At 75.6% G+C, this 26674-nt stretch carries 23 protein-coding genes; 11 read left to right on the plus strand and 12 right to left on the minus strand.

Going from position 1 to position 26674, the window contains the following annotated elements:
• Positions 1-46: 46 nt before the first annotated feature.
• Together HNR61_RS10675 and HNR61_RS10680 are read right to left on the minus strand one after the other, a co-directional pair.
• Entirely contained in the window at positions 47-3193 is a 3147-nt protein-coding gene (locus HNR61_RS10675; protein ID WP_182842935.1) for an AfsR/SARP family transcriptional regulator, read from the minus strand.
• Between the two features lie 4 nt (positions 3194-3197).
• Positions 3198-4670, minus strand: a complete 1473-nt coding sequence (locus HNR61_RS10680; RefSeq protein WP_182842936.1) for an MFS transporter — start codon at positions 4668-4670, stop codon at positions 3198-3200.
• Positions 4671-4781: 111 nt separating this feature from the next.
• Between HNR61_RS10680 and HNR61_RS10685 the strand changes: the two genes are divergently transcribed.
• Positions 4782-5777: an Lrp/AsnC family transcriptional regulator gene (locus HNR61_RS10685; protein ID WP_220509159.1), complete on the plus strand. Its 996-nt coding sequence runs from the start codon at positions 4782-4784 to the stop codon at positions 5775-5777.
• Between the two features lie 41 nt (positions 5778-5818).
• On the opposite strand, the gene HNR61_RS10690 is transcribed toward HNR61_RS10685, so the two are convergent.
• Both HNR61_RS10690 and HNR61_RS10695 read right to left on the minus strand, forming a co-directional pair.
• Positions 5819-6706 (minus strand): RNA polymerase sigma-70 factor, encoded by an 888-nt coding sequence (locus HNR61_RS10690; protein ID WP_182842938.1) that lies wholly within the window; start codon positions 6704-6706, stop codon positions 5819-5821.
• Between the two features lie 40 nt (positions 6707-6746).
• Entirely contained in the window at positions 6747-7898 is a 1152-nt protein-coding gene (locus HNR61_RS10695) for an NAD(P)/FAD-dependent oxidoreductase (protein ID WP_182842939.1), read from the minus strand.
• A 139-nt stretch (positions 7899-8037) separates the two neighbouring features.
• On the opposite strand from HNR61_RS10695, the gene HNR61_RS10700 reads away from it, so the two are divergent.
• Positions 8038-8934: a LysR family transcriptional regulator gene (locus HNR61_RS10700; protein WP_182842940.1), complete on the plus strand. Its 897-nt coding sequence runs from the start codon at positions 8038-8040 to the stop codon at positions 8932-8934.
• Between the two features lie 7 nt (positions 8935-8941).
• Here the strand turns inward: HNR61_RS10700 and HNR61_RS10705 are convergent, their stop codons facing one another.
• A complete protein-coding gene (locus HNR61_RS10705; protein ID WP_182842941.1) occupies positions 8942-9814 on the minus strand; it encodes an NAD(P)-dependent oxidoreductase in 873 nt (290 codons plus the stop codon).
• Positions 9815-9884: 70 nt separating this feature from the next.
• Here HNR61_RS10705 and HNR61_RS10710 point away from each other — a divergent pair, with 70 nt between their 5' ends.
• Entirely contained in the window at positions 9885-12959 is a 3075-nt protein-coding gene (locus tag HNR61_RS10710) for an AfsR/SARP family transcriptional regulator (protein ID WP_182842942.1), read from the plus strand.
• On the opposite strand, the gene HNR61_RS10715 is transcribed toward HNR61_RS10710, so the two are convergent.
• Positions 12925-14067 carry a methyltransferase gene (locus HNR61_RS10715; RefSeq protein WP_182842943.1) on the minus strand — a complete coding sequence of 381 codons (1143 nt, stop codon included), beginning with the start codon at positions 14065-14067 and terminating at the stop codon, positions 12925-12927. The two genes, HNR61_RS10710 and HNR61_RS10715, sit on opposite strands and share 35 nt — an antisense overlap.
• A gap of 34 nt (positions 14068-14101) precedes the next feature.
• Positions 14102-14950, minus strand: coding sequence for a helix-turn-helix domain-containing protein (locus HNR61_RS10720; protein ID WP_312897839.1), 849 nt, complete (start codon positions 14948-14950; stop codon positions 14102-14104).
• Between the two features lie 72 nt (positions 14951-15022).
• Between HNR61_RS10720 and HNR61_RS10725 the strand changes: the two genes are divergently transcribed.
• A complete protein-coding gene (locus HNR61_RS10725; protein WP_182842944.1) occupies positions 15023-15802 on the plus strand; it encodes an SDR family NAD(P)-dependent oxidoreductase in 780 nt (259 codons plus the stop codon).
• Between the two features lie 22 nt (positions 15803-15824).
• Here the strand turns inward: HNR61_RS10725 and HNR61_RS10730 are convergent, their stop codons facing one another.
• On the minus strand, positions 15825-16187 hold the full coding sequence (locus HNR61_RS10730) for a nuclear transport factor 2 family protein (protein WP_182842945.1): 363 nt from the start codon (positions 16185-16187) through the stop codon (positions 15825-15827).
• Positions 16188-16343: 156 nt separating this feature from the next.
• Here HNR61_RS10730 and HNR61_RS10735 point away from each other — a divergent pair, with 156 nt between their 5' ends.
• Together HNR61_RS10735 and HNR61_RS10740 are read left to right on the plus strand one after the other, a co-directional pair.
• Positions 16344-17816, plus strand: coding sequence for an AlkA N-terminal domain-containing protein (locus HNR61_RS10735; RefSeq protein WP_182842946.1), 1473 nt, complete (start codon positions 16344-16346; stop codon positions 17814-17816).
• 10 nt (positions 17817-17826) lie between these two features.
• Positions 17827-18336 (plus strand): methylated-DNA--[protein]-cysteine S-methyltransferase, encoded by a 510-nt coding sequence (locus HNR61_RS10740; RefSeq protein WP_182842947.1) that lies wholly within the window; start codon positions 17827-17829, stop codon positions 18334-18336.
• Between the two features lie 36 nt (positions 18337-18372).
• Here the strand turns inward: HNR61_RS10740 and HNR61_RS10745 are convergent, their stop codons facing one another.
• Entirely contained in the window at positions 18373-18861 is a 489-nt protein-coding gene (locus tag HNR61_RS10745) for a DUF3995 domain-containing protein (RefSeq protein WP_182842948.1), read from the minus strand.
• A 179-nt stretch (positions 18862-19040) separates the two neighbouring features.
• On the opposite strand from HNR61_RS10745, the gene dnaN reads away from it, so the two are divergent.
• Positions 19041-20189: a DNA polymerase III subunit beta gene (gene dnaN, locus HNR61_RS10750; RefSeq protein WP_182842949.1), complete on the plus strand. Its 1149-nt coding sequence runs from the start codon at positions 19041-19043 to the stop codon at positions 20187-20189.
• Between the two features lie 14 nt (positions 20190-20203).
• On the opposite strand, the gene HNR61_RS10755 is transcribed toward dnaN, so the two are convergent.
• Entirely contained in the window at positions 20204-21457 is a 1254-nt protein-coding gene (locus HNR61_RS10755) for a beta propeller repeat protein (RefSeq protein ID WP_182842950.1), read from the minus strand.
• 147 nt (positions 21458-21604) lie between these two features.
• On the minus strand, positions 21605-22168 hold the full coding sequence (locus HNR61_RS10760) for a helix-turn-helix domain-containing protein (RefSeq protein WP_182842951.1): 564 nt from the start codon (positions 22166-22168) through the stop codon (positions 21605-21607).
• Positions 22169-22266: 98 nt separating this feature from the next.
• On the opposite strand from HNR61_RS10760, the gene HNR61_RS10765 reads away from it, so the two are divergent.
• Positions 22267-22938, plus strand: a complete 672-nt coding sequence (locus tag HNR61_RS10765) for a B3/B4 domain-containing protein (RefSeq protein ID WP_182842952.1) — start codon at positions 22267-22269, stop codon at positions 22936-22938.
• Positions 22932-23801 carry an EamA family transporter gene (locus HNR61_RS10770; RefSeq protein ID WP_182842953.1) on the plus strand — a complete coding sequence of 290 codons (870 nt, stop codon included), beginning with the start codon at positions 22932-22934 and terminating at the stop codon, positions 23799-23801. The genes HNR61_RS10765 and HNR61_RS10770 overlap by 7 nt, the downstream gene beginning before the upstream one ends.
• Before the next feature lie 15 nt (positions 23802-23816).
• Here HNR61_RS10770 and HNR61_RS10775 read toward each other — a convergent pair whose 3' ends face one another.
• Positions 23817-24629 (minus strand): SAM-dependent methyltransferase, encoded by an 813-nt coding sequence (locus tag HNR61_RS10775; protein WP_312897840.1) that lies wholly within the window; start codon positions 24627-24629, stop codon positions 23817-23819.
• Between the two features lie 148 nt (positions 24630-24777).
• On the opposite strand from HNR61_RS10775, the gene HNR61_RS10780 reads away from it, so the two are divergent.
• Both HNR61_RS10780 and HNR61_RS10785 read left to right on the plus strand, forming a co-directional pair.
• Positions 24778-25965 (plus strand): cytochrome P450, encoded by a 1188-nt coding sequence (locus HNR61_RS10780; RefSeq protein WP_182842955.1) that lies wholly within the window; start codon positions 24778-24780, stop codon positions 25963-25965.
• Between the two features lie 174 nt (positions 25966-26139).
• The gene (locus HNR61_RS10785; protein ID WP_182842956.1) at positions 26140-26511 is read left to right on the plus strand and encodes a hypothetical protein; all 372 of its coding nucleotides are present in this window, start codon (positions 26140-26142) and stop codon (positions 26509-26511) included.
• The last annotated feature ends 163 nt before the right edge of the window (positions 26512-26674 follow it).

The raw sequence follows: 26674 nt of genomic DNA on the forward strand, positions 1-26674 counted from the left end.
TTCACGACAACGGTCCCGTCGCTCGCGCGGCGGGGCCGTGGCGCGTTCAGAGGGCGGTCTGTTCGGCCAGGCGGGTCAGGGCCTCGTCGCGGGGGAGGCCGGCTCCCGCGGCGTACGCCGTCTGGTAGGCGGGCTCGCCGAGTCGTTCGGTGAGGGTGGCGGTCAGGGCGCGTAGTTCGGGGTCGCCGTGGTCGAACGCGCCGCGGATCGCCTCGCTCAGTCCCAGGGCGGTGGCCGCGCCGCGCGGGTCGTCCTCCAGCGCCAGCAGCCAGGCCAGCAGTTCCGCCGTGCGGGCGAGGCCGCGGTTGTCGTCCCGGGCGGCCAGGCCGGCGGCCGCGCGGGGCAGCAGGGAGCGGGCCCCGGCGGCGTCGTTCTCGGCGAGGCGGTTGGTCATCCGGGCGGCGGCGATCAGGTCCAGGGCGCTGTCGCGGGGCAGCGACAGCCGGTCGGCGGCCGGTTCCAGCCGGTCGAGGGTCGCCTCGGCGGCGGCCGGGTCGCCGGAGCGGCGGTGCAGGTCGGCGAGGACGAACAGCAGGTCGCCGCCGAACCGCTGGTGGCCGCGTTCGGCGGCGCGGCGGCGGGCGGCGTCGAGGTCGCGGTGCGCGCCGTCGAGGTCGCCGGAGCGCATGCGCTCCTCGGTGAGGCGGATCCGGACGGAGAACAGGTCGTCCTGGGTGCCGAGTTCGGAGCTGACCGCGACGCCGCGTTCGAGGGCGGCCAGGGCGGAGGCGTGGTCGCCGTCCAGGGAGTGGGCGTGGCCGACGGCGAACAGCGCCAGGGCCAGGCCCCAGCGGTCGCCGAGTTCCTCGAAGCCGCGCAGCGCGGCCAGGCGGGAGCCGGCTCCGGAACGCGGGTCGCCCCGTTCGGTGCCGATGTCGTCGCGGGCCCAGTGCGCGACGGCCCGCACCCAGGGGTCGGGGTGGTCCAGGGCGCGCCGGAGCAGGGGTTCGCCGAGGTCGGCGTTGCCGGAGGAGAACGCCAGCATCGGGATCCACACCGGTAGCGCCGGGTGGAAGTCGTGCGCCCCGGTCCGTTCGCACGCCTCGACGAGCGCGCGCGCCTCGGCGGTGTCGCCGGGCATCGCGCCGACCATCGTGCGGATCGCGTCGAGCGAGGCGCGGGTGCGGGCGGGCAGGGTGTCGCCGGACTCCAGGGCCTCCGTCACGAACGTCTCGAACGGCGCGACCATGCCGCGCAGTCCCCAGTACCAGAACAGCGCCCTGACGAAGCGGGCGGTGGTGGCGGCGTCCCCGGTGGCGCGGAGTGCGGCGACGAGGTTGTCGTGTTCGGCGTCGAGGAGGGCGACGGCGCGGAGCTGGTCGCGGGTGCGCAGCAGGGGGTCGTGCTCCTCGGCCAGTGCCAGGAAGTACGCGGCGAACCGGGAGGACACCTCGTCCCCCGACTCGGCGAGCCGGGAGGACGCGTAGGCGCGGACGGTCTCCAGCATCCGGTACCGCGGCTCGTCGTCGTCGGAGGCGTGCACGAGGGACTTCTCGACGAGCGCGTTCAGCACGTGGAGGACGTCGCCGGCGGGCAGCCGCTCGTCGGAGCAGACGCCCTCCAGCGCGGTGACGGTCGCGCCGCCGGGGAAGACCGACAGGCGGCGGGCCAGGGCGCGTTCGGGCTCGTCGAGCAGGTCCCAGCTCCACTCGATGAGGGCGAGCAGGGTGCGCTGGCGGGGCAGGGCGGTGCGGCTGCCGGAGGTGAGCAGGCGGAAGCGGTCGTCGAGCCGCCGGGCGATCTGGTCGACGTTCATCGCGCGGAGCTTGGCGGCGGCCAGTTCCAGGGCGAGCGGCAGGCCGTCGAGGCGGCGGCAGATCTCGACGACGGCCCGCACGGTGGAGTCGTCGAGGGCGAAGTCGGGCCGGACCCCGGCGGCGCGGTCGGTGAACAGCCGGACGGCGGGCGAGGCGGCGGCCTCGGCGGGGCCGGCGGTCGCGGCGGGCGGCGGGAGCGGGCCGAGGTGGCACAGCGCCTCGCCGATGATGGCCAGGGGTTCCCGGCTGGTGGCGAGGACGCGCAGGTGGGGCAGGTGGGCCAGGAGGCGTTCGGCGAGTTCGGCGGCGGCCTGGACGAGGTGTTCGCAGTTGTCGAGGACCAGCAGGGCGTCGCCGACGTCGAGGAGTTCGGTGACGCGGTCGAACGCCCGTCCGCTGTCGGCCAGGCGGCGGTCCCGGGGGGCGAGCGCGCCGAGGACCGCGTCGGTGAGCTGGTCGGGCGCGGTGATCCCGGCCAGCGGCACGAACCACACCCGTCCGTGCCCGTACGCCCGGTCGCGGGCGGCGGCCTCCAGGGACAGCCGGGTCTTGCCCGCGCCGCCGGGGCCGACCAGCGTGACCAGCCGGGCGGAGGTCATCAGCTCGGCGAGCCGTTCCAGTTCGGTGTCGCGGCCGACGAAGCTGGTCAGCGGGGCGGGCAGGCGGGCCGGGGCGGGCCCGGCGCGCCCGGCGGGGCGGTCCAGCTCGCCGCGCAGCAGGGCGAGATGGGTCTCCCGCAGGTCGGGTGAGGGGTCGACGCCGAGCTCGTCGGCGAGCCTGGCGCGCACGTCCTCGTACACGGCGAGCGCGTCGGACTGGCGGCCGGCGGCGGCCAGCGCGCGCATGCGGAGCGCGGCGAGGCGCTCGCCGAGGGGGCGTCCGGTGTGCGCGGCCTCCAGGTCGGCGAGGACGCCGGCGTGGCGGCCGAGCCGGATCTCCGCCGCGAACCGGTCCTCGGCGGCCGTGGCCCGCAGGTCCTCCAGCCGGGTCGCGACGGCGCCGGCGAACGGGGCGTCGCGCACGTCGGCGAGGGCCGTGCCCCGCCACAGGCCGAGGGCCGCGCCGAGCACCGAGGAGGCCTGCTCGGCGCGGCCCGCCGCCAGCTCGCGCCCGCCCTGGGCGGCGAGCTCCTCGAACCGGTGGGCGTCGACGTCGGTGCCGCGCACCGACAACCGGTAGCCGCCGCCCGCGCCCTCGACCGTGCCCGCGCCGCGCAGGGCCCTGCGCAGCCGGGACACCAGGGCCTGGAGCGCGTTGGCCGCGTCCGCCGGGGGCTCCTCGCCCCACAGGCCGTCCACGAGCGCGTCGACGGGGACCGGGCGGCCGCCCTCCAGGGCGAGCCTGGCCAGCAGCATCCGCAGCCGGGCGCCGCCGACCGGGATCGGGGAGGCGTCATCGGCGAAGACCTGAACCGGTCCGAGAAGGGCGATCCGCACGCGGTCACTCTGCCAGAGCGGCCGCGGGTTCCGGCGCCCGCTCCGTCCCGGACGGGGTGCGGCGGATCAGCAGGAGCGCCGTCGCCGCGGCCGCCAGGGCGATCGCCGACGCCGTCAGGGTGGTGGTGTTGAGGGCGGTGGCGAACGCGCCGGGGACCGCCGGGTGCGCGGGGGCGTGCCCGCTGGTCAGCGCCTGTGCCGTGGCGGCGGCGTCCGGGACGCGGCCGGTCAGGGCGCGGTCCAGGGCCGGGTGGAAGACGCCGCTCAGCACCGCGATCCCCAGCGCGTAGCCGAGCTGGCGGAACGCGCTGACCGCCCCCGCCGCCATCCCGCCGCGCTCGGGCGGCACGGCGGCCATCGCGGCGGCCGTGACGTTCGGCAGCGCCAGGCCGACGCCGATCCCGGTGAGGGCGAAGCCGGGCACCAGCGCGGCCCACGAGGAGCCGGCCGACAGCGTCGACTGCGCGAGGGTCCCGGCCGCGACGAGCAGCATGCCGCCGCCGACGGTCCACCGGGCCGGGACGTCGTGCGGGAGGCGGCCGGTCAGCCAGGAGGCGGCGAACGACAGCCCGCTCATCGGCAGGATCGCCAGCCCCGCCTCGATCGCGCCCAGCCCCTGCACGGACCGCAGCCACAGCGACGTGAACATCAGGGAGGCGAACGCGGCCCCCGACATCGCCAGCGACGCGACCATGACCCCGGTGAAGGCCGGGTCGCGGAACAGCCGCAGGTCCAGGACGGGATGCTCGTTCCGCGCCTCGACCAGCAGGAACGCCGCCAGCCCGGCGCCCCCGAGCGCGAACGCGCCCGTCGCCGCGGGCGAGGTCCAGCCGTCGCGGCCGGCCTCGGTCAGGGCGAGGACGACGGTCCCGGCGGTGAACGCGAACAGCAGCGTCCCGGTGACGTCCAGGGGCCGCGCCGGGCCCCGCGACTCCGCCACGACCCGCCGGGTGAGGACGACGGCCGCGACGCTGACCGGCAGGTTCACCAGGAAGATCCAGCGCCAGCCGGCGGTCTGCGCGACCAGCCCGCCGAGCACCGGCCCGATCCCGGCCGCCGCGCCGTTCACCGCGCCCCACACGCCGAACGCCACACCCCGGTCGCGTCCGGTGTAGGCGGAGCCGACCAGCGCGACCGTCGTCGCGAACATCAGCGCCGCGCCCGCGCCCTGCACGGCCCGCGCGGTGACGAGCAGCGTCGCGTCCGGGGCCAGGCCGCACGCCAGCGACGCCGCCGCGAACACCGTCAGCCCCGCCACGTAGGTCCGGCGGCGTCCCAGCCGGTCGGCCAGGGCGCCCGCGCCCAGCAGCAGCGCCGCCAGCACCAGCGCGTAGACGTCCAGGACCCACTGCAACGCGCCGTAGGACGCGTCCAGCCCGCCCGCCATGTCCGGCATCGCGACCGTGACGATGTTGACGTCCACCAGCAGCATGAACGACCCGAGGCAGATCGCCGCCAGCGGTCCCCATCTCCCCATCGTGACCTCCGTGATCTCGTTTCCGGGAGCCTCACGATCACCGGGCGGGTGGGGAGGAACCACTCAGGGAGGCCGAGGATCGGGGTTTTCGACATCGGCTAGGTTCAGATGGTGAATTCCTCCATCGCCGACGAACTCGACCGGCGGCTGATCCACGCGCTGCAACTGGACGGCCGGGCCCCGTTCAGCCGGATCGCCGAGGTGCTGGGCGTGTCCGACCAGACGGTCGCGCGCCGCTACCGCCGCCTGCGGTCGGAGGACCGGCTGCGGATCGTCGGCGTCCCCCCGGCCAACCACGCCGCCCACGGCCGCTGGCTGCTGCGGCTGCGCTGCGCGCCCGGCGCGGCGCAGGGCGTCGCGGGCGTGCTGGCGCGCCGTCCCGACACCGCCTGGGTGCAGATCGTCTCCGGCGGGACGGAGGTGCTGTGCGTCGCCCGCGGCCGGGACCGGGACGAGAGCCGGGAACTCCTGCTGGACCGGTGGCCGCGCGGCAGCCGGGTCGTCGCGGTCGCCGCCCACGAGGTGCTGCACACCTTCTACGGATCGCCGAGCCGCATCCGCGCGTTGAACGCCCTCACCCCGGACGAGGTCGCGGCCCTCACGCCCGGGCCGGTCCCCGAGCCCGACGGCCTGCTGCGGCTGGACCCCGGCGACCGGGCGCTGCTGGACGTCCTGGCCCGCGACGGCCGCGCCTCCCACGCCGAGCTGGCCGCCGCGACCGGCCGGTCGCCGTCCACGGTCGCGCGCCGCCTCGACCAGCTGCGCGCGGCCGGTGTCCTGCACTACTACGCCGAGTTCGACCTGTCGTTCGTCGGTCTCGAAAGCGCCGCCCGGCTGTGGCTGACGGTCCCGCCGTCGGAGCTGGTCGCCACCGGGGAGGCGCTGGCCGCCCACCCCGAGGTGGTGTTCGCCGCCGCCACCACCGGCCCCACCGGCCTCGCCGTCCAGGTCGTCTGCCGCGACTCCCGCGCGCTGTACCGCTACCTGACCGGGAGCGTCGCCGCCCTGCGGTCGGTCACCCATGTCGAGACCGCGCCGATCGTGCGGAACGTCAAGCGCGTCGGCGCCCTGCTCGACCCGGCGTTCCTGACCGTCTCCCGCCTCTGACCCCGCCGCCGGGGACCGGAGGCGGGGTCACCGGCGCGGGGTCACAGGCGCGGGGCGCCGGACAGGCCCTGGAGCTTGTCGGGGTTGAGCTGGAGGCACAGGTCGCGGATCGCGCCGTCGGCCAGGGTGAACGTCAGCGCGCCGATCGGGGTGTCGCCCATGGCGACCAGGATGCCCGGCTCGCCGTTGATCGTGGCGCCGCGCAGGGCGACGCCCGCCGAGACGGGCTTGGCGAGGACGCCGAGCAGCCAGCGGGCGGCGTGGTCGCGGCCGTGCAGCGGGCGACGGGCCGCGGTGACCTTGCCGCCGCCGTCGGACCAGACGGTGACGTCGGGGGCGAGCAGTTCCATGACGGCGTTCAGGTCGCCGCCGGAGCAGGCCTCCAGGAACCGGGCGGTGACCTGCTCGCGTTGCGCGCGGTCGGCGTCGTAGCGGGGGCGTCGGGCCTGGACGTGGGACCGGGCGCGGTGCGCGATCTGCCGGACCGAGGCCTCCGACCGGCCGAGCGTCTCGGCGATCTCGGCGTGGGTGTAGCCGAAGACCTCGCGGAGCAGGAACACGGCGCGTTCCATCGGGTTGAGGGTCTCCAGCACCACCAGCATCGCGGTGGATACGGTGTCGGCCAACTCGGTGTCCTCGGCGACGTCGGGGGAGGTGAGCAGGGGTTCGGGCAGCCACGGACCGACATAGGTCTCGCGGGTGGCACGGGATGAGGTGAGGCGGTTGAGCGCGAGGTTGGTGACGGTGCGCACCAGGTAGGCGCGGGGGTTGCGGACACCGGAGCGGTCGGCGCCGTTCCAGTTCAGCCAGGCGTCCTGGAGGACGTCCTCGGCGTCGGCGACGCTGCCGAGCATCCGGTAGGCGGTGGCGAACAGCAGGCGGCGGTGCTCCAGGAACGGGTCCCGGGCGGTGGTCTCGGCGGCGTTCATCGGCTCATGGTCTTCGCTGCTCAGGGATGAGGGCGAGCCCTCAGCCACGGGTGGCGCGGCCGCCCTTCGACAGCTGCGGGTTGATGTGGACGTGCTTGCCCAGCGCGTACAGCTTCAGCGGGCTCGAGCTGACGCTCTCCTTGTAGAGGATGGCGGCCCGCCCGGTCAGGCACCAGCGGCTCGCGCTGTCGTCGGCGTGGGTGAACTGGATGACCGCGTCGCGGCGTCCCAGGCTGAGGGGCTGGTGGAAGTACCCGAACCGGAACGGCTTCACGGTCCTGCCCCGCAGCCGCCGCGCGATGGCGTCGCCGGTGTACGCGCCGGTCGGGATCCCGCTCTGGCAGGTGCCGTGGATCGTTCCCCACGCCTGCCGGATGGCCGCGGCGTCGCCGACGGCGTGGATCTCCGGGTGCGACACCGAGCGCAGCGTGGCGTCCACGACGACCCGGCCGTTCCCGTCGGCGTCGACTCCCGCGTCGGCGGCCAGCGGGGGGACGCGGACCCCGGCGGTCCACAGGCAGGCGTCGGCCTGGAGCAGCTCGCCGCCGTCGAGTTCGACGGCGTCGGGCAGCACCTTGGCGACCTGGCCGATGCGGACGGTGACGCCGAGGCGGTCCAGGGCGCGGGTCAGGTGGGTGCGGGCCCGCGCGTTCATGCCCGCGCCCGGGGCCCGGGTGGTGACCAGCGTGACGCGCAGGCCGGGGCGGCCCTCGGCGATCTCGGTGGCGGCCTCGATCCCGGTGAGCCCGCCGCCGCAGACGACCAGCGTGCCCCCGGCGGGGATCGCGTCCAGCCGGGCGGTGAGGTCGGCGGGCCGGTCGAGGACGAACGCGTGCTCGGCGACGCCCGGGACCCGCGCGGTGTCGGTGGCGCTGCCCAGCGCGTACACGAGGGTGTCGTAGGCGAGTTCCCGCCCGTCGTCGACGGTGACGCGGCGGGCGTCGGGGTCCAGGGCGGTGGCGCGGCCCCGGACGAACGTGACGCCGGTGCCGTCCAGCACGTCGGTGACGCGGTGCTCGGGGAGGGTCTGCCCGCCGGCGACCTGGTGGAGGCGGAGCCGCTCGACGAACAGCTCCGACGGGTTGACCAGGGTGATGCGGACGCCGAGCCGGCGGGTCCGGCGGGCCAGGCGGACCGCGCACATCATGCCGGCGTAGCCCGCCCCGAGGATGACGACGTGGTGGTTGTCCATCTCTCACTCCCGTCTGCGTGGTGACGTCCATGGGACAGGTGACCTCTGTCGGACGTGACAGCCCGGGAATGTGATGTGGCTCACCGGCGTCCGGGCGGGCCCGCGCGGGGTGCCCGGGGGGTTGTTAGGGTCGCCGGTTATGGAATTGCGGCAGCTCAGGTACTTCGTCGCGGTGGTGGAGGAGGCCAACTTCACCCGCGCGGCCGAACGGTTGCACGTCGCGCAGCCCGGGGTGAGCGCGCAGATCCGCCAGCTCGAACGCGAGCTCGGCCAGGAGCTCCTGGACCGCACCGGCCGCGCGGTCCGGCTGACAGAGGCGGGCCGGGCCGTGCTGCCGTACGCGCGGGCGGCGCTGGCGGCCGTCGAGGGCGCGCGGCTCGCGGTGGACGAGCTGACCGGGCTGATGCGCGGCCGGGTCGCGGTCGGCGTGGTGACCTCGCTGCCCCACCGCCTGCTGCCCGACCTGCTGGCGGGGTTTCACGTGGAACACCCGGCGGTGGAGATCCACCTTTCCGAGGCCAACTCCGACCGGATGGTCCGCGACCTGCTCGACGGGCGGCTCGACCTGGCGTTCCTCGGGCTCGCGGGCGACCCGCCCCCGGGGCTCGCCGTGCAGGTGGTCATCGACGAGGAGATGGCGCTGGTGGTGGCGCCGGACGATCCGCTGGTCGGCGCGGACCCGGCGCCGATCACGGTGCTGCGGGACCGGGCCGTGATGAGCCTGCCGCACGGCACCGGGCTCCGGGCGGTCCTGGAGAACGCGTGCGCGGCGGCGGGGTTCGCGCCGCGCGTGACGTTCGAGGTGGCCGACCCCGGCATGCTCGCCGAGCTGGCCGCGCGGGGCCTAGGCGTGACGCTGGTGCCGCGCTCCCTGGTCGACCACTACGCCGGCCGGCTGCGCGCCGTCGAGATCGACGGCGCGGACCTGCGCGGCCGGATCGTGCTCGCCTGGCGGGCCGAGGGCCCGGTGAGCCCGGCGGCGCGGGCGCTGATCGAACGCGCCCGCGCCCTGTTCCCGCCCGGCCCGGCGTCCTAGCGGCGGGTCACCCGAGCCTTCCGACCAGGTCGTCGATGACGGGCGGCAGCACGTCGGTGAACCCGGCGTCCACGATCTCCTTCATCATGCTGAGCAGGTGCGCGGCGAGCATCGGGGGCACGCCCTCGGCGTCGCTGGCCTCCAGGATGTTGACCAGGGCGGGCGCCTGCATGTCCAGCGGGGACTCGTCCGCCATCTTGGCGGCGTCCATCCCGGCGAACACCGACAGCATGGCCTGGATCCAGGACAGCAGCATGGTCTGGGAGAACTCCTGCGCCTTCGCCGGGCCGGCGTGGGCGGTGACCAGCGCGCGGGCGTGGGCGACGCCCGCCGCCATCCCGTACATGCCCGACAGCAGCGCCAGGTCGTACAGCGCGGCGGCGCCCGGGTCCTCGCCCATGAAGTGCGGCGTGCCCAGCACCGCCAGCGCGTCCCGGTGCGCGTCGAACGCCTCCCGGTCGCCGCTGTAGAGCAGGAACGACGCCGGTCCCCCGATCAGCGGCGGCGTCGCCATGATGCCGCCGTCCACGTAGGTGACGCCGTTCTCGCCGGCCCAGGCGGCGATCTCGCGGGCCTGGTCGGGGGTGCTGTTGGTGAGGTTGACCAGGACGCGGTCGGCGAACGCCTTCCCGGCGGACGCCAGGGACTCGCGGGTGACGGCGTGGTCCACCAGGCAGACGATCACCAGGGGGCTCGCGGCGGCGGCCTCCGCCGGCGTCGCGGCGCGCGCCGCCCCGGCCGCGACCAGGTCGTCGGCCTTCTCCGGGGTGCGGTTCCACACGGTCAGCGGGTGCCCGGCCTTCAGGAACGTGGAGGCGAGGGTGTGGCCCATCGAGCCGAGGCCGATGACGGTGACGGGGGTCTTGTTCGTTGCGGTCATGACTCCACGGTCGGGGACGGGGGTTGCGGTCGGGTTCGGATCGGGTTGCGGCGGGCGTTAGCGTGGCGGCATGCGTTTCGGGGTGCTCGGTCCGCTCGCGGTGTGGACGTCGGACGGGGAGCCGGTACGGATCCCCGAGACGAAGGTCCGCGCGCTGCTGGCGGACCTGCTGGCCCATCGGGGCCGTGCCGTGTCGGCGGACCGCCTGGTCGAGGACCTGTGGGGGGAGGATCCGCCCGGCAGCCCCTCGGGGACGCTGCGGGCGAAGGTGTCGCAGCTGCGGCGCGCGCTGGGGGACCGCGACCTGGTCGTCCACCAGGCGCCCGGCTACGTGCTGCGGGACGCGGACGTGGACGCCGACCGCTTCGAGGAGCTGACCCGCCGGGCGCGCGGCGCCGGGGACGCCCGCGTCCGCGCGGACCTGCTCGCCGAGGCCCTCGACCTGTGGCGGGGACCGGCGTTCGCCGACTTCGCCGACGAGGAGTTCGCCCGCCCCGAGGCCCGGCGGCTGGAGGAGGCCCGGCTGACCGCCCTGGAGGAGCTCGCCGAATGCCGCCTCGACCTGGGCGAGCCCGCCGACGTCGGCGCGCTGGTCGCCGAGCATCCCCTGCGCGAGCGCCTCCGCGCCGCGCACATCCGCGCGCTGTACCGGGCGGGGCGCCAGAGCGAGGCCCTGGCCTCCTACGAGGACATCCGGACGCTGCTGCGCGACGAGCTCGGCCTCGATCCCGGCCCCGAGCTGACCGCCCTCCACCAGGCGATCCTGCGCCAGGACCCCGCCCTGGCCCCCCGCCGCCCCCGGAGCAACCTGCCCGCCCCGCTCACCGAGCTGATCGGCCGGGACGACGCGGTCCGCGCGGTCCGCCGCCTGCTGGACGGTGGCCGCCTGGTCACGCTCACCGGCACCGGCGGCGTCGGCAAGACCCGGCTGGCGCTGGAGGCGGCGGCGCGGTCGGCGGAGGCGTTCCCCGGCGGGGCCTGGCTGGTCGAGCTGGCCCCTCTGGACGGCTGCGCCGAGACCCTGGCCGAGGCGGTCGCGGCGGTGCTGGGGGTGCGCGACGTGCCCGACCCGGGCGGCCGCCCGCTGCTGGACCGGGTGGTCGAGGCGCTGCGCGGCGCCCCGGCGCTGCTGGTCCTCGACAACTGCGAGCACCTGGTCGAACCGGTCGCCGAGCTCGCCGCGGCCCTGCTGCGCGCCGCCCCCGACCTGCGGATCCTCGCCACCAGCCAGGAGCCGCTGTCGGTCGCGGGCGAGCTGCGCTGGCCGGTGCCGCCGCTGGAGCCCGACAACGCGGCCCGGCTGTTCGCCGCGCGGGCCCACGCCGCCGCGCCGCACGCCGCGCTCGACGCCGACGCGGTCGCCGCGATCTGCCGCCGCCTCGACGGCATCCCCCTGGCGCTGGAGCTGGCCGCGACCCGGCTGCGCGTGCTGAACGTCCGGGACCTGGCCGACCGCCTCGACGACCGGTTCCGGCTGCTGACCGGCGCGAACCGGGCCGCGCCGCCCCGGCAGCGCACCCTCCGCGCGATGATCGACTGGAGCTGGGAGCCGCTCACCGAGGCCGAGCGGACCGTGCTGCGCCGCCTGGCCGTCCACGCCGACGGCTGCGCCCTGGACACCGCCGAGCAGGTCTGCTCCGGCGACGGCGTCCGCCCCGACGAGGTGCTGGACCTGCTGGGGCGGCTGGTCGAACGGTCCCTGGTCGTGCCGGGCGAGGACGGCACCCGGTACCGGCTGCTGGAGTCCGTCGCCGCCTACGGCCTGGAACGCCTGGCCGAGGCGGGCGAGACCGACCGCGTCCGCGCCCGCCACCTGGCCCGCTTCGTCGCGCTCGCCGAACGCGCCGACCCGCTGCTGCGCGGCGGCGACCAGCGCGCCTGGCTGGCCCGGCTGGACGCCGAGAGCGCCGACCTGCGGGCCGCGCTCGACACCGCCGTCCGCACCGGGGACGCGGAGTCGGCGCTGCGGCTGGTGAACGCGCTGGGCTGGTACTGGTTCCTGCGGGGGCGGCTGGGGGAGGCGCGCCGGTCGTTCACGCGGGCGCTGGAGACGGCCGGGGACGCGCCCGAGGCGGTGCGGGCCACCGCGCTGGCGTGGCGGGCCGCGATGGCGCTGCTGATCCTGGACGGCGCGGACCCCGACCCGTTCGAGCAGGTCGACGCGGCGCTGGCCCGCCTGGAGGCGGCGGGCGACCCGGCGGCGCTGGCGTGGGCGCGCTGGTTCCTGGGACGCGGCCAGCTCGGGTTCGGCGACTCCGAACGGGGGCTGGTGCTGATCGAGCTGGCGCTCGCCGACTTCGAGGAGCTGGGCGACCGGTGGGGGATCGCCGCCGCGCTCAGCGTCCGCGCCGAGCTGCGCACCTACCGCACCGACCTGGAGGCCATCGAACGCGACGGGCGGCGCGCCATGGAGCTGTTCCGCGAGCTGGGCGACCGCTGGGGAGAGCTCCAGGTCACCTTCGTCCTCGGGGAACGCGCCGAGGTCGCCGGGGACTACGCCGGGGCGGCCCGGCTGCGGACCGCCGGGCTGCGCATCGCCGAGGAGCTCGGCCTGTGGTCGGAGATGTCGGGGCTGCTGGCCCGGCTGGGCCGCATCGCGCTGCTCACCGGCGACCTGGACCGGTCCCGCGACCTCCACCAGCGGGCCAAGCAGATCGCGGCCGAACGCTCCCACCAGCGCGGGGAGGAGTTCGCCGAGGTCGGGCTGGCGCTGGTGGCCCGCCGCCAGGGCCGCCTCGACGACGCCGAACGGCACCTGACGGCCTGGATCGACTGGTGCCGCCAGTGGGAGGGCGACGGCGGGCTGGCGTTCATCCTCGCCGAGCTGGGCTTCATCGCCGAGCTGCGCGGCGACGCCGAACGGGCGCTGGCGTTCCACACCGAGGGCCTCGTCCACGCCGAACGCACCGGCGACCGCCGTGCCTACGCCCTGGCCTGCGAGGGGCTGGCCGGGGCGCACTCGCTGGCGGGCGACCACGAACGGGCCGCGCGCCTGCTGGCCGAGGCCCACGCGGCCCGCGCCGCCGTCGGCGCGCCGCTGCCGGACGCCGAACGCGGCGACGTGGACCGGATCGCGCGGCGGGTGCGGGCGGCGCTGGGACCGGACGCGCTCACGACCGCGGAGCCAGCCTCCACAGGGACGTGACCTCGGCGGACCGGGCCGCGTGCATCGGGTCGTCGGGATCGACCGAACGCGGGTGCGTGGGCCGGGTGTCGAGGCGGTCCAGGACCTCCAGCCCCGCCGCCTCGAACGCCGCCAGGAGCTGGCCGCGGGTCCGCAGCCCCAGATGCTCGGCCAGGTCGGACAGGATCAGCCAGCCCTCCCCGCCCGGCTCCAGATGGCCGGGCAGCCCGTCCAGGAAGCCGCGCAGCATCCGGCTGCCGGGGTCGTAGACGGCGTGCTCCAGCGGTGTCGCGGGCCGGGCCGGGATCCACGGCGGGTTGCAGACGACCAGGTCGGCGCGGCCCGGCGGGTACAGGTCGGCCTCGACGACCTGCACGCGGTCGGCCAGGCCGAGCCGGGCCGCGTTGTCGCGGGCGCAGGCGAGGGCGCGCTCGTCCAGGTCGGTGGCGACGACCCGTTCCACGCCCCGGTGGGCGAGGACGGCCGCGAGCACGCCGGTGCCCGTCCCCAGGTCGAACGCGGTGCCCGCCCCGGGCAGCGGAGCCTTGTCGACCAGGCTCACGTACTCGCCCCTGACCGGGGAGAACACCCCGTAGTGCGGGTGGATCCGGGCTCCGCCGAGCGCGCCGACCGGCACGCCGTTCAGCCGCCACTGGTGCGCGCCGACGAAGCCGAGCAGCTCGCGCAGGGACACGACATAGGGCTCGTCGGCGGGGCCGAGCGCCGCCTCGCACGCCTCCCGCACGTCGGGCGCGCGCCGCGCCGCGACGACATGCCCCGGCTCCACCGGCACCAGCACCATCCCCAGGATCCGCGCCCGCTGCGCCCGCGCCTGCCGGAACAGGTGGAACTCCTGCGCCGGGTCGCGCACCGGCTTGGGGCGGCGGCGCGGGGCGTCCACCCGGCGGGCCATCGCGTTCAGCAGCTGCCGGGCGTTCTGGTAGTCGCCGCGCCACAGCAGCGCGGTGCCCTCGCAGGCCAGCCGGTAGGCGGTGGCGGCCTTGGCGCGGTCGTCGGCGACCACGACGCGGGCGGGCGGCGGCGCGCCGTTGCCCGAACGCCACCGCGCCCGGTGCTCCGCGCCGTCCTCGTCCCAGGAGATGACCTGCCGTTCCTCGGGTCCGCCCATCCCAAGATCGTAGGTCAGGAGGGAGGCCGGGCGGTCAGAGCTCCGCGCTCGACCGGTGCGCGCCGGTCTCGGCGAGCCTCCGCAGCGCGGCCTCCGACGGCGACCCCGGCTCGGCCGCGTACAGCATCAGGCGGCTCAGGTCCGGGTCCCCCGGAAGGTGCAGCGTCTCGAACGGCAGCACCAGCCGCCCCACCTCGGGATGCCGCACCCGCGCCTCGCCGTGCCGCAGGTCCTCGACGGGATGCTCCTCCCACATCCGCGCGAACTCCTCGCCGCGTTCCAGCAGCTCGTCCACCAGGCCCCGCAGTTTCGGGTCGTGCGGGTCCTGGCCGAGGCGCAGCCGCAGGTAGGCGACGTTGCGGCGGGCGACCGGAAGCCAGTTGTCGTCCAGGCGGGCGCGGTAGTCGGGGTTCAGGTGGATCTGGTGCGACCAGGTGCGCTCCTCCGGCGGGACGTCGGCGAGGTCCACGAACACGGCGGCGGTCAGCCGGTTCCAGGCGACGACGTTGGTGTAGTGGCCCACGACGTACGCCGGGGCGTGCGTGATCGCGTCCAGGAGGTGCTGGAGCGGCGGGCGCAGCCGCACGACCTCGGCGCGGGGCGCGCGGCGCGGCGGGCGCGCGAGCCGGTGCAGGTGGGCCCGCTCGTCCGGGGTCAGCCGCAGCGCCCGCGCGATCGCGTCCAGGACCTCGGCGGAGACGTTGTCGGCGGTGCCCTGTTCGAGCCGGATGTAGTAGGCGACGCTGACCCCCGCGACCTGCGCCAGCTCCTCCCGCCGCAGCCCCGGCACGCGCCGCCGCCCGCCGTAGGCGCGCAGCTCCACGTCCTCGGGGCGCAGACGGGCCCGCCGCGATTTCAGAAACTCGCCCATTTCGGATGCCACGAGCCTGATCCTGCCAGTGGTACGAACGGCCGGGAGCTGGGCGGGTGCGCGCGGGCACGCGACCGTGGGGCCATGGATCTCGAACTGACCGGAAAGGTCATCATCGTCACGGGCGCGTCGGCGGGCATCGGCGAGGCGACCGTCCGCCTGCTCGCCGCCGAGGGAGCGGTCCCGGTCGGCGTGGCCCGCCATGTGAAAGCCCTGGTCGAGCAGGGGTTCGACGCGGTCGAGGCCGACGTCGCCGACCCGGCCGCCGCGCAGCGCGCCGTCGACGCCGCCCTGGACCGGCACGGCCGCCTCGACGGCCTGGTCAACAACGCGGGCGGCCTGGACTCCCGCATCGGCTTCCTCGACGTCACCGACGAGCAGTGGAGGCACACCTTCGACCTGAACCTCCACTCCGCCGTCCGCATGGCCCGCGCCGCCATCCCCGCCCTGTGCGACCAGGGCGGCGGCAGCCTGGTCCACGTCTCCAGCGAGGCCGCCCGCTTCCCCGACACGCCCCTGGTCGACTACGCCGCCGCCAAGACCGCCCTGCTGTCGGTGTCCAAGACCCTGGCGGGCGAGTTCGGGCCGCACGGCATCCGCTCGAACGTCGTCGCGCCCGGCCCGACCCGCACCCGCCTGTGGGACGCCCCCGGCGGCCTCGCCGAACAGCTCGCCGCCCAGTACGACCTGCCGGTGGAGCGGGCGGTGGACCGCTTCGTGAAGCGGGAGCGCCGCCTGCCCACCGGCCGCCTCGGCACCCCCGAGGACGTGGCCCGGGTGATCGCCTACCTGCTGTCCCCGCTGGCGGCCCAGGTCACCGGGGCCGAGTGGGCGGTGGACGGCGGAGCGCTCCGCCAGCTGTGACCGTGACCGCCGGTCCCGGCCGTCAGCCCGGCACCCTGTCCAGGAACCCGTAGACCCTGCTGATCCGCCCGTCGCCGTCGAACACCGCGACGTCGGACCCGACCACCGGGGCCTCCCCGCCCTCGGGCCCGAGCTCCCAGGTGAACCGCGCCTGCCCGTGGTGCGCGTCCACCTCTCCCACGAGCCGGAACACCCATCCCGGGAACCGCTCCCGCACGGCCCCGATGGTCGCGTCCACGGCGTCCCGCCCCTCGGCGGCGCCGAGCGGGTCGACATAGCGGGCGTCCTCGGCCCACACCTCGTCGATCCCGGCCCGGCGGGCGGCGGCGTCGGTCTCGTTCCACAGCTCCAGGTACCGCTCGACGGCCTCGCGCGCGTCCCTCATGTCCTTCTCCGTTCTCTCGGCGCCCCCACGCCGCCGGGCCGCCGACATAAGATCGATTACGCGGGAGGTCAGGAACGCCGCCCGCCCGGACGACGCCGGACGGTGATGTCGCTTTTCCGCTAGTGAGCGCTGGTGAGCATCGGTGATGCTGGAGCCATGCATGAGGACGTGGAGCGTTGCGTCCGGGCCGTCCGGTCGAAGGACGCCCGGTTCGACGGGTGGTTCTTCACCGGGGTCGTGACGACCGGGATCTACTGCCGCCCGAGCTGCCCGGTGGTGCCGCCCAAACCCGAGAACATGCGCTTCTACCCGAGCGCCGCCGCCGCCCAGCAGGCCGGGTTCCGGGCGTGCAAGCGCTGCCGCCCCGACACCAGCCCCGGTTCGCCGGAGTGGAACCACCGCGCCGACGTCGTCGCCCGCGCCATGCGGCTCATCGCCGACGGCGTCGTGGACCGGGAGGGCGTCCCCGGCCTGGCGAGCCGCCTCGGCTACAGCACCCGCCAGATCGAACGCCAGCTCCGCGCCGAACTCGGCGCGGGCCCCCTCGCCCTGGCCCGCGCGCAGCGCGCCCAGACCGCGCGCCTGCTGATCGAGACGACGGCGCTGCCGATGGGCGACGTGGCGTTCGCGGCCGGGTTCGCCAGCATCCGCGCGTTCAACGACACCGTCCGCGAGGTCTTCGCGCTCACCCCGACCCAGCTGCGGGACCGCGTCGCCAGGGGGCACCCGGCCGCGACGTCGGGCTCGCTGTCGCTGCGGCTGCCGTTCCGCGAGCCGCTCTGCCCCGACAACCTGTTCGGCCACCTCGCGGCGACCGCCGTGCCCGGCGTGGAGGAGTGGCGCGACGGCGCGTTCCGCCGCGCGCTGCGGCTGCCGAACGGCCACGGCATCGCCGCGCTGAGCCCGCGCCCCGACCATGTGGCCTGCACGCTCACCCTCACCGACCTCCGCGACCTCACGATCGCGATCAGCCGGTGCCGGTGGATGCTGGACCTGGACGCCGACCCGGTCGCCGTGGACGACCTGCTGCGCGCCGACCCGGCCCTGGCCCCGCTGGTCGGCAAGGCCCCCGGACGGCGCGTGCCCAAGACCGCCGACGCCGAGGAGTTCGCCGTCCGGGCCGTGCTGGGCCAGCAGGTGTCGACGGCCGCCGCCCGCACCCATGCGGCCCGCCTCGTCACCGCCCACGGCGACCCGGTCGACGACCCGGCGGGCGGCCTGACGCACCTATTCCCGACGCCGGAGGCCCTGGCCGGCCTCGACCCCGACGCGCTCGCCATGCCCCGGACCCGTCGCACGACGCTCACCACCCTGATCGGCGCGCTGGCGTCCGGGGCCGTCGACCTCGGCGTCGGCGCCGACTGGGACCGGGCCCGCGCCGGGCTCGCCGCGCTCCCCGGCGTCGGCCCGTGGACGATCGAGACGATCGCCATGCGCGCCCTGGGCGACCCCGACGCGTTCCTGCCCACCGACCTCGGCGTCAAGGTCGCCGCGCGGGCGCTCGACCTGCCCGCCACCCCCGCCGCGCTGACCCGCCGCGCCGCCGCCTGGCGGCCCTGGCGGGCCTACGCCGTCCAGTACCTCTGGGCCACCGGCGACCACGCCATCAACCACCTGCCCGCCGCCTGAAAGGCCCCCGATGCCCCTCCACACCGTCATCGACAGTCCCTGCGGCCCGCTGACCCTCGTCGCCGAAGACGGGCGGCTGTCGGCGCTCTACATGGAAGACCAGCGCCACCGCCCCGCCGGCGAGACGTTCGGGGAGTACGCCGACCCGGCGACCGGGCCGTTCCCGGCGGTCGCCGAGCAGCTCGCCGCCTACTTCGCGGGGGAGCTCACCGAGTTCGACCTGCCGCTGGACCCGCGCGGCACCCCGTTCCGGCGCCGCGTCTGGGACGTCCTGCGGACCATCCCCTACGGCGAGACCGTCACCTACGGCCAGATCGCCGAGGAGCTGGGCAACCCCAACGCCTCCCGCGCCGTCGGCCTCGCCAACGGCCGCAACCCCATCGGCGTGATCATCCCCTGCCACCGCGTCATCGGCTCCACCGGGGGCCTCACCGGCTACGGCGGCGGCCTGGAGCGCAAGCGTTTCCTGCTCGACCTCGAACTCCGCCACCGGTTCGAACTCCGTTCCCAGCTCGCCTGACCCGGATGACCGCCGCCGGCCCCCGCCCGGCGGCGGTCACCTCCGCGCCCGGTGGAACCCGAACGCCGCCAGCCCGAACAGCACCCCGCCCGCCATGAACCACGGCTCGTACAGGAACGTCACGAACCGCTCGTTCCCGGTGAAGTCGCCCGTCGTCCTCGTCCCGGTCGCCAGCGCCGCCCAGTCCGGCACCGTCGGCAGCGCGTGCACGGTCATCAGCGCCGCCGCGCCCCACGCGCCCAGCGCCCGGAGCCGCGCCGGGACCCACCGCCCCCACGCGTTGACCAGCGACAGCGCCAGTGCCGTCGCCCCCAGCGACACCGGAACGGCGATGATGTCGATGACCAGCAGGGCCGTGTTGGAGAACAGGTCCATCCCCGCGGGCAGCCCCCACCGCCCGCCGAGCACCCAGTAGACGTGGACGGCCGCGAACAGCAGTCCCCACGCGGCGGCCCCGTAGGCCGCCCACCCCCGCACTCCCCGCCCGATTCCGTCGTGGAGGCGGGCCGTTCCAGTCGCGTTCATGAGTCAAGGCTCGCCCCCGGCACCCCCGCGGGCCTTCCCCCTCACGGGCTTTTCACCTCCCCCGGACGGGGGAGAACCCGGATGTCAGGTTCTGTCAGACCCGGCCCGTAATGTGCTCCTCGTGGCCGCCCCGCCCGCGCGGGGCGGTCGCGCGCCGAGCCTGGAGATGGGGGCAGTTCATGGAGTTCCGCGTCGAACGTCACGCGTTGGCCGACGCCGTCGCCTGGGCGGCGCGCACCCTTCCGTCGCGTCCGGCCCTGCCCGTCCTGGCGGGCATGCTCGTCGAGACGACCGCCGAGGGGGCCCTGACCCTGGCCGGGTTCGACTACGAGGTGTCCACCAAGGTCCGCACCGAGGCCGACGTCGCCGAGCCCGGCCGCGTGCTGGTCCCCGGCCGCCTCCTGTCGGAGATCGTGCGGAACCTGCCCGCCGAGCCCGTCGACGTCGCCCTCAAGGGCAGCGAGGTCGTCGTGCGCTGCGGCAGCGCCGAGTTCGGCCTCCAGGTGATGCCGGTCGAGGACTACCCGACCCTGCCCGACGTCCCCGACCGCGCCGGAACGGTCTCCGGTGACGTGTTCGCCGAGGCCGTCGGCCAGGTCACCCCCGCCGCCGGACGCGACGACACCCTCCCGATGCTGACCGGCGTGCGCGTCGACTTCGACGGCGACGTCCTGCGGATGGCCTGCACCGACCGCTACCGCATCGCCGCCCGCGAGCTGCCCTGGAGCCCCGACCAGGAGGGTTTCACCGCCGGGGTCGTCGTCCCCGCCCGCACCCTCGCCGACGTCGCCAAGGCGATCCGCCCCGGCGACGAGGTGTCGCTGTCGCTGACCGGCATCACCGACTCGCTGATCGGCATCTCCATGGGCGGCCGGAGCATGACGACCCGCCTGCTGGACGACCAGTTCATCAACTACCGCTCCCGCCTCACCGGCGACTGGACCTCCACCGCGAAGGTCCAGACCGCCCCGTTCGTCGAGGCGATCAAGCGCGTGGCCCTGGTCACCGAGCGCAGCACCCCGGTCCGGCTGGCGTTCGGCGGCGGCCAGGTGCAGATCCGCGCCGCCGCCGGGGACGCCGCCCGCGCCAACGAGACCATGCCCGCCGAGCTGGTCGGCCCGGAGATCGACATCGCGTTCAGCCCGCAGTACCTGCTGGACGGCCTGAACGGCGTCCACTCCCGGTACGCCCGGCTGGAGTGCACGGGCCCCACCAAGGCGGCCCTGCTGACCGGCATCCCCGACCCGGAGAACGAGGACGAGGCCCTCGACGAGAACGGCGACACCGGCTTCCGCTACCTGGCCATGCCCGTCCGCCTGAGCGGCTGAGCCCGAGCGGCGGGTCAGCTCTCGCGGGTCTGGACGGGGATGGTCCGCGCGTCGTCGGGCGCGCCCGCGCGGGTCACCTGGCGGGTGCCCACCAGCCAGGCGCCCGGCCCGGAGGCCGCCGACGCCAGCCACACCGCCGCCGTGCCGAACGGCTGCGGGGCCGCCATCGTCTCCCAGCGGCGGCCGTCGAAGCGGGCCAGCTCGCCCCGGCCGCCCGCCACCCAGACCTCCTCGGGGGACAGCGCGGTGACCGTGTTGGCGGCGGCCACCGGGGCCTTGACGCGCCGCCACCGGCGGCCGTCCCAGCGCAGCACGTGGTCGCGGCCCACCGCCCACGCCTCGCCCGAGGGGCACACCGCGACGTCGGTCAGCGGGAACCGCGTCGCCGGGCTCGCCGCGCGCCGCCACTCCGCCCCGTCGTACCGCAGGATCAGCCCGCTGCGGTCGTCGGCCCCGACCGCCCACACCTCGTCCGGGCCGTGCGCGGCGACCGCCAGCAGCTTCCCCTTGGCGATCTTCGGCAGCGGCGCGGGGCGCCAGTCGCCGTCCGCCCAGCGCAGCGCGACCGGACCGGCCGGCGTCCCCCACGGGAAGCCGTGCCCGACCGCCCACGCCTCGTCCGCGCCGACCGCCGTGACGTCCGTCAGCACGTAGCCGCTGTCGAGGCCGGGCCCGCCCCAGGAGCCCCACGCCGTCCACGCGCGCCCGTCCCAGTGCCGGATGATCGGCACCTCGGTCCCGGCGACCCGGTCGTAGCCGCCGCCGACCGCCACCGCGCGCGGACCGGCCGGCTCCGTCCCCGGCACCACCCGCAACGCGGGCCGCCGCGTCCGCTCCGCGCCGCCGTTGAACCGGTCGTCCCGGCCGTCCGCGGGGGAGGGGATAACCCGCAGACCGGGAGGAGGACCGGCAGGGGAGGTCGTGTCGGCGGACGGTGTTCCGGCGCCGGGCCGGGACGCGTCCGGCGCGGGCCGCGCGTCGCCGGGGAACAGCGTCACGCCCTGCAACCCCGCCCCCACCAGCGCCGGGTCCTCGGGGGGACCGGGCGGCAGGGTCCACGCCGAGCCGTCCCACCGCGCGGCGAGGGGCTGCTGGCCGACGTTGCCCACCACCCAGATCTCACCGGACGCCGCGACCGCGACCCCGGTCAGCAGGTGCGGGGACTCCACGACCGCGGCGGGGACCGCGTGCCACGCCGTGTCCGGGGACAGCGACATCACCGCGCCGGTGACCGCGGTCCGGCCCTGGCTGCGTGGTGCTCCGTTCACCGTTTCCGACCCCTCAGCTCGGCGACGAGTCTTGTCGGGGGATCATCGACGGTGACGGTGGGTCCTGACAAGCGTTCGCACGTCCGATCAGCGCATCGTTCAGAGTGGCTCCCCCCATAGTGGCCCGGCGAGCCCGGAATGCGTAGCTCAACGGTCCAGAACGGCCATGACGAACCGGAGTTCGCGATCGGTGTCGTTGCGGTAGGAGTGCGGCCGGTCCCCGGCGAACACCGCCGCCGTGCCCGGTCCGAGCCGGTCGCTGCGGCCGTCCACGCGCAGCGTGAGCTCGCCGGACTCCACATAGATGATCTCCTGGGTGCCGGGCTGGTGGGCGTCGCTCGCGCGCTCCTCGCCCGGCAGCAGGTCCCAGTGCCACATCTCCAGCGCCGGACGCGGATCCCCGCCCGCCAGCAGCGTTCCGGTCCCGCCGCGCTCGCCCCGCCACAGCACCACCTGCCGGTCCGGCGGGAAGACCCGCACCGCGGGCTGCTCCTCGACCTGCACCAGCCGGGTCAACGGCACGCGCAGGGCGTCGGCGATGCGGATGAGGGTGCCGAGGTTGGGATTGCCCCGGCCCTGCTCCAGGCCGACCAGGACGCCCTTGCTCACCCCGGCGCGCCCGGCCAGCTCGTCCAGGCTCCAGCCGTGCTCGGCGCGCAGCGCGCGCACGGTGTGGGCGACGGCCTCGCCGACGGCTTCCTGATCGTTCACGTCATCCTCCCGACGGCAAGGGTAGGCCAGTCGCCGTCGGTCGTTAAGATGCTATATACAGTTCACTTAAATGACCGCCGTCGGAGGAGAACCCCCAGATGCTCGACCAGGTCACCGTGACCGGGGCCGTGCGTGAGCTGCGCCCGGATTTCGCGGTGCTCGTCATCACCGCCGAGGGCCTGCCGAACGGCCCCAGCGACACCCGTTCCACCGACTGGCTCACCGCCGCCGCCGAGCGCGCCGACCCCGCCGACCCGCACGTCGCGGCCTGGCACGAGGCGTACCGGGCGTTCGGCGCCAAGCCCAAGCGCACCCGCCCCTCCGTGGACGCCCTGCTGCGCCGCGCCGGCTCCCTGCCCGCCATCAACCGGGTCGTGGACGCCTACAACGCCGTCAGCGTCGAGCACGCCCTCCCGGTCGGCGGCGAGGACCTCGACGCCTACGCCGGGCCCGCCCGCCTGGTGCGCGCGGCGGGCGACGAGCCGTTCGACATCACGGCCGGCGGCGAGCCCGCCGTCGAGCACCCCGACCCCGGCGAGGTCGTCTGGCGCGACGACAGGGGCGTCACCTGCCGCCGCTGGAACTGGCGGCAGTGCGTGCGCACCCGCATCACCGAGACCACCGAGAACCACCTGTTCCTGCTGGAACGCCTGGAGCCCTACCCCCTCGACCGCCTGCGCGCCGCCGGCGACGACCTGACCGGCCGCCTGCGCGCCCTCTCCCCGGACGTCCGGATCGGGTCCCGCCTGATCGGCGGCCCCGAATGGTGATCACCCTGGCGCTCGCGGCCGCGATGACCTACGGCGTCGCCGACTTCCTCGGCGGCGCGGCGGCCCGGCACGCCTCGGCCCTGAAGGCGCTGGTGTGGGCCGTCCCGGCGGGCATGGCGCTGATCCTGGCCAGCGCGCTGGCGGTCGGCGGCACGCCCGCCGCCCCCGCCCTGGCCTGGGGGGCCGGCGCGGGCCTGGCGGGCGGCGCCGGGCTCATCACGTTCTACCGGGCGCTGGCGCAGGGCCCGATGAGCGTCGTCGCGCCGGTGTCGGCGCTGGCGGCGTCCCTGCTGCCGATCGCGGTCGGCGTGGCGCGCGGCGAGCGCCTGGAACCCGGCGTCCTGGCCGGGGTCCTCCTCTGCCTGGTCGCGATCGTCCTGGTCAGCATGGAGGAGAACGAGGAGGCCGACGCCCCCGCCGGGCGCGGCCCGCTCGCCAACGGCCCCCTCATGGCCGGGGTCTCCGGCGTGCTGTTCGGGATCTTCTTCATCCTGCTCAAGCAGGCCGGGGACGGCGCGGGCCTGTGGCCCCTGGTCGGCGCCCGGCTGGGCAACCTCGCCGCCGTCGCCGCGGCCCTGCTCGCCCTGGCCCTGCTGCGCCCCGGCACGGCCGGCCCCCGCCTGCGGGGCCGCCTCCCGATCGGCCTGGCCCTGCTGTCGGGCGCCCTGGACGCGACCGCGAACATCCTGTACTTCCTGGCCGTCAACGCCGGGATGCTCAGCCTCGCCGCCGTCCTGACCTCGCTCTACCCGGCGATCACGGTCCTGCTGGCCCGGATCGCCTACAGCGAGCGGCTGCGCACCGTCCAGCGCCTCGGCCTGGTCGTCGCCGCCGCGGGGGTGACCCTCGTGACCGTCGGCTGAACCCGTCGCCCGGCGTCACGGGACCCGGGCGACACCGCACCACATGGAGACGTCCTCGACGCTGGGGCGGCGCCGCGCGCCGTCCGGCCGCCAGTCGAGGACCGAGGTGATCCCCGGCTCCAGCAGCTCCAGCCCCTCGAAGAAGCGCGCGAACTCCGCGCGCGAGCGGAGCCGGAACGGTACGCCGCTGCGTTCGTTGGCCTCGACGTTGGCGGCGTACCGCTCGGGGGTGAGATGGTCGCGGGCCGCGTGGGTGATCACCAGGTGGCTGCCGGGGGCGAGCCGCTCGCGCAGCCGCCGGACGATCTCGTACGGCCCCTCCTCGTCGGTGATGAAGTGCAGGATCGCCACCAGCAGCAGGGTGACCGGCCGGTCCAGGTCCAGGGTGCGCAGCAGGGCGGGATCATTCATGATCTTGTCGGGGTCGCGCAGGTCGGCGTCGATGTAGGCGAGCGAGTCCGGCCGGACGCCGGTCAGCAGCGCGCGTGCGTGCACCAGCACGACCGGGTCGTTGTCGACGTAGACGACCCGCGCCTCCGGCGCGATCTCCTGCACGATCTCATGCACGTTGCCCGCCGAGGGCAGGCCGGTGCCGATGTCGAGGAACTGCCGCATGCCGACGTCCCGGGCCAGGTACGTCACCGCCCGCTGCATGAAGCGGCGGTTCTCGATCGCCGACAGGTGCACGGTCGGGAAGGCCTCGGCGACCGTCGCGGCCGAGGCCCGGTCGGCCGCGAAGTTGTCCTTTCCGCCGAGCCAGTAGTTGTACCGGCGTGCTGGATGCGCCTGCGACGGGTCGATCCCGCGCGGAACCGGCTCAGTGTCCACGGCCACCTCGCAACCAATAGATCTTCGCCATTGTGCACCCCGGACGGCCCGGCCGCCTCTCCGACCGTCTCGAACAGACCATGGCGTATCACCGCGAAGCACGACATGATCACCGTGGTGCGGCAACCGACGATCCGGAGAGGCCTCCATGGACCTGCGTTACAGCCCCTTCGACCCCGGCATCCAGCGCGACCCCTACCCGGTCTACGCGCGGCTGCTGGAGGAGGCGCCGGTCTACCACAATCCCGACGACGACTTCTGGGCGCTGTCGCGGCACGCCGACGTGGTCGCCGCGCTGCGCGACTCCGACCGGTTCTCCAACGTCAACGGGCTCCGCCTCGAACCGGCCTTCTGGGGTCCGGACGCCGAGCGCTTCTTCTCCTTCGTCGCCATGGACCCGCCCAAGCACACCCGCATGCGCGGGCTGGTGTCGCGCGCCTTCACCCAGCACCGCGTCCAGGGCCTGGAGCCGCGGCTGCGCGAGATCGCCCGCGCCCACCTGCGGCCGCTGCTGGAGGGCGACGCGTTCGACATGATGCACTTCGCCGGCGCGTTCCCCACGGACGTGATCTCCGAGCTGGTCGGCGTCCCCGAGGCCGACCGCGCCCGGGTCCGCGAGCTCGGCAAGGCCGTCATGTACCGCCCCGACGACGACGCCGACCCCGCCGACCTGCCGCCGGAGGCGCTGCAGGCCATCGGCGCGCTGGTCGGCTACTACACCGAGCTGACGATCGAGCGGGCCCGCGAGCGCCGCGACGACCTGCTGTCGGGCCTGCTGGACGCCGCCGAGGGCGACGACCGGCTCACCCCCGAGGAGATCGTCGGGGTGCTGATCCTGCTGGTCGGCGCGGGCATCGAGACCACGATGCTGCTGCTGGGCAACGCCTGGTACGCCGCGTGGCGGCACCCGGACGAGCGGGCCGGGGCGTTCGGCGGGCGCGTCGACGACTGGGTGGCCGAGACGCTGCGGCACAGCCCGCCGACCCAGACCATCGCCCGCACCGCCACCCGTGACGTCGCGCTGCACGACACCGTCGTTCCCGCCGGGGCCCGCGTCGTGCTGCTGGCGGCGGCGGCCAACCGCGACCCGCGCGTGTTCCCCGACCCCGAGCGCTTCGACCTGGACCGCGACACCGGCGCGGCGATCACCTTCGGCAGCGGCCGCCACCACTGCCTGGGCGCGAACCTGGGACGGCTGGAGGCGCGCGTCGCGCTCCAGGAGCTCACCTCCGTGGTGGCCGACTACGAGATCGACGAGTCCGCGGCCCAGCGCATCCGCTCCTCCAACAACCACGGCTTCGCGACCCTCCCCACCAGGATCACGGCCCGCCGCTGACCCGCCGCCCGCGGGGACGGGCCCCGGCCACCACGCCACGAACATCCAGAAAAAGGCCTTCTGGGTCGGAATTAGTGCCCTGGTGCCTAAACAACGCAAGGGGCGCGCTTATACGCTGCCTGCCTTGCTCACCACGGGTGTGCGCCCCGCTGCACACCGGAGAGGGGTTCGATGATGTCGAGCACCAGGATCAGCGTGATCGCGGCGGCGTCGGCGACCGCGCTGGCGACGCTCACCGCCCCGGCGGCGGCCCAGGCGCCCGCCCCGGCGTCCGCGTCCGCCCAGGCGCCCCAGGTGGGCGCCAAGAAGGTCCACCGCGGGCACGGCAAGTGCATCAACTGGTCGTGGGGCGACGGGAACGTCAGCACCACGATCTACTTCAACAACCACTGCAAGCAGGCCAGGTGGCTCAAGGTCTGGCGCACCGGTCAGTACTGGCCCAAGTGCATCAAGGTCAACGGCAAGACCAAGGGCCGCAAGAAGCTCTGGGACTCCAAGCCCACCAAGATCCGCGAACTCTCCAAGTGCGTCCAGCAGCGCGGCTGACACCACCCCCGACGGAGAAGGGGCGCCGCGTCCGCGAGGCCGACGCACCGGGGCCCCGCGGTGGGCCTGGCCTCTTGGCGCTAATCCGGACGGACCAAATTGGTGCCAAGGGCACATGACGTCGCCTGTCCGAAATCGGCACCCTCGGTAGGGAAGCAGGTGC

The organism is Actinomadura kijaniata (assembly GCF_014138665.1).
In the GTDB taxonomy this organism is placed as follows: domain Bacteria; phylum Actinomycetota; class Actinomycetes; order Streptosporangiales; family Streptosporangiaceae; genus Spirillospora; species Spirillospora kijaniata.

Excerpts from the sequence above, each read along its gene's own strand:
- HNR61_RS10740 (WP_182842947.1), top strand. The coding sequence starts at position 17,827 with ATGCCCCTCCACACCGTCATCGACAGTCCCTGCGGCCCGCTGACCCTC.
- HNR61_RS10780 (WP_182842955.1), top strand. The coding sequence starts at position 24,778 with ATGGACCTGCGTTACAGCCCCTTCGACCCCGGCATCCAGCGCGACCCC.
- HNR61_RS10730 (WP_182842945.1), bottom strand. The coding sequence starts at position 16,187 with ATGAGGGACGCGCGCGAGGCCGTCGAGCGGTACCTGGAGCTGTGGAAC.
- HNR61_RS10690 (WP_182842938.1), bottom strand. The coding sequence starts at position 6,706 with ATGAACGCCGCCGAGACCACCGCCCGGGACCCGTTCCTGGAGCACCGC.
- HNR61_RS10695 (WP_182842939.1), bottom strand. The coding sequence starts at position 7,898 with ATGGACAACCACCACGTCGTCATCCTCGGGGCGGGCTACGCCGGCATG.
- HNR61_RS10705 (WP_182842941.1), bottom strand. The coding sequence starts at position 9,814 with ATGACCGCAACGAACAAGACCCCCGTCACCGTCATCGGCCTCGGCTCG.
- dnaN (WP_182842949.1), top strand. The coding sequence starts at position 19,041 with ATGGAGTTCCGCGTCGAACGTCACGCGTTGGCCGACGCCGTCGCCTGG.
- HNR61_RS10770 (WP_182842953.1), top strand. The coding sequence starts at position 22,932 with ATGGTGATCACCCTGGCGCTCGCGGCCGCGATGACCTACGGCGTCGCC.
- HNR61_RS10735 (WP_182842946.1), top strand. The coding sequence starts at position 16,344 with ATGCATGAGGACGTGGAGCGTTGCGTCCGGGCCGTCCGGTCGAAGGAC.
- HNR61_RS10715 (WP_182842943.1), bottom strand. The coding sequence starts at position 14,067 with ATGGGCGGACCCGAGGAACGGCAGGTCATCTCCTGGGACGAGGACGGC.
- HNR61_RS10765 (WP_182842952.1), top strand. The coding sequence starts at position 22,267 with ATGCTCGACCAGGTCACCGTGACCGGGGCCGTGCGTGAGCTGCGCCCG.
- HNR61_RS10725 (WP_182842944.1), top strand. The coding sequence starts at position 15,023 with ATGGATCTCGAACTGACCGGAAAGGTCATCATCGTCACGGGCGCGTCG.
- HNR61_RS10680 (WP_182842936.1), bottom strand. The coding sequence starts at position 4,670 with ATGGGGAGATGGGGACCGCTGGCGGCGATCTGCCTCGGGTCGTTCATG.
- HNR61_RS10710 (WP_182842942.1), top strand. The coding sequence starts at position 9,885 with ATGCGTTTCGGGGTGCTCGGTCCGCTCGCGGTGTGGACGTCGGACGGG.
- HNR61_RS10745 (WP_182842948.1), bottom strand. The coding sequence starts at position 18,861 with ATGAACGCGACTGGAACGGCCCGCCTCCACGACGGAATCGGGCGGGGA.
- HNR61_RS10700 (WP_182842940.1), top strand. The coding sequence starts at position 8,038 with ATGGAATTGCGGCAGCTCAGGTACTTCGTCGCGGTGGTGGAGGAGGCC.
- HNR61_RS10785 (WP_182842956.1), top strand. The coding sequence starts at position 26,140 with ATGTCGAGCACCAGGATCAGCGTGATCGCGGCGGCGTCGGCGACCGCG.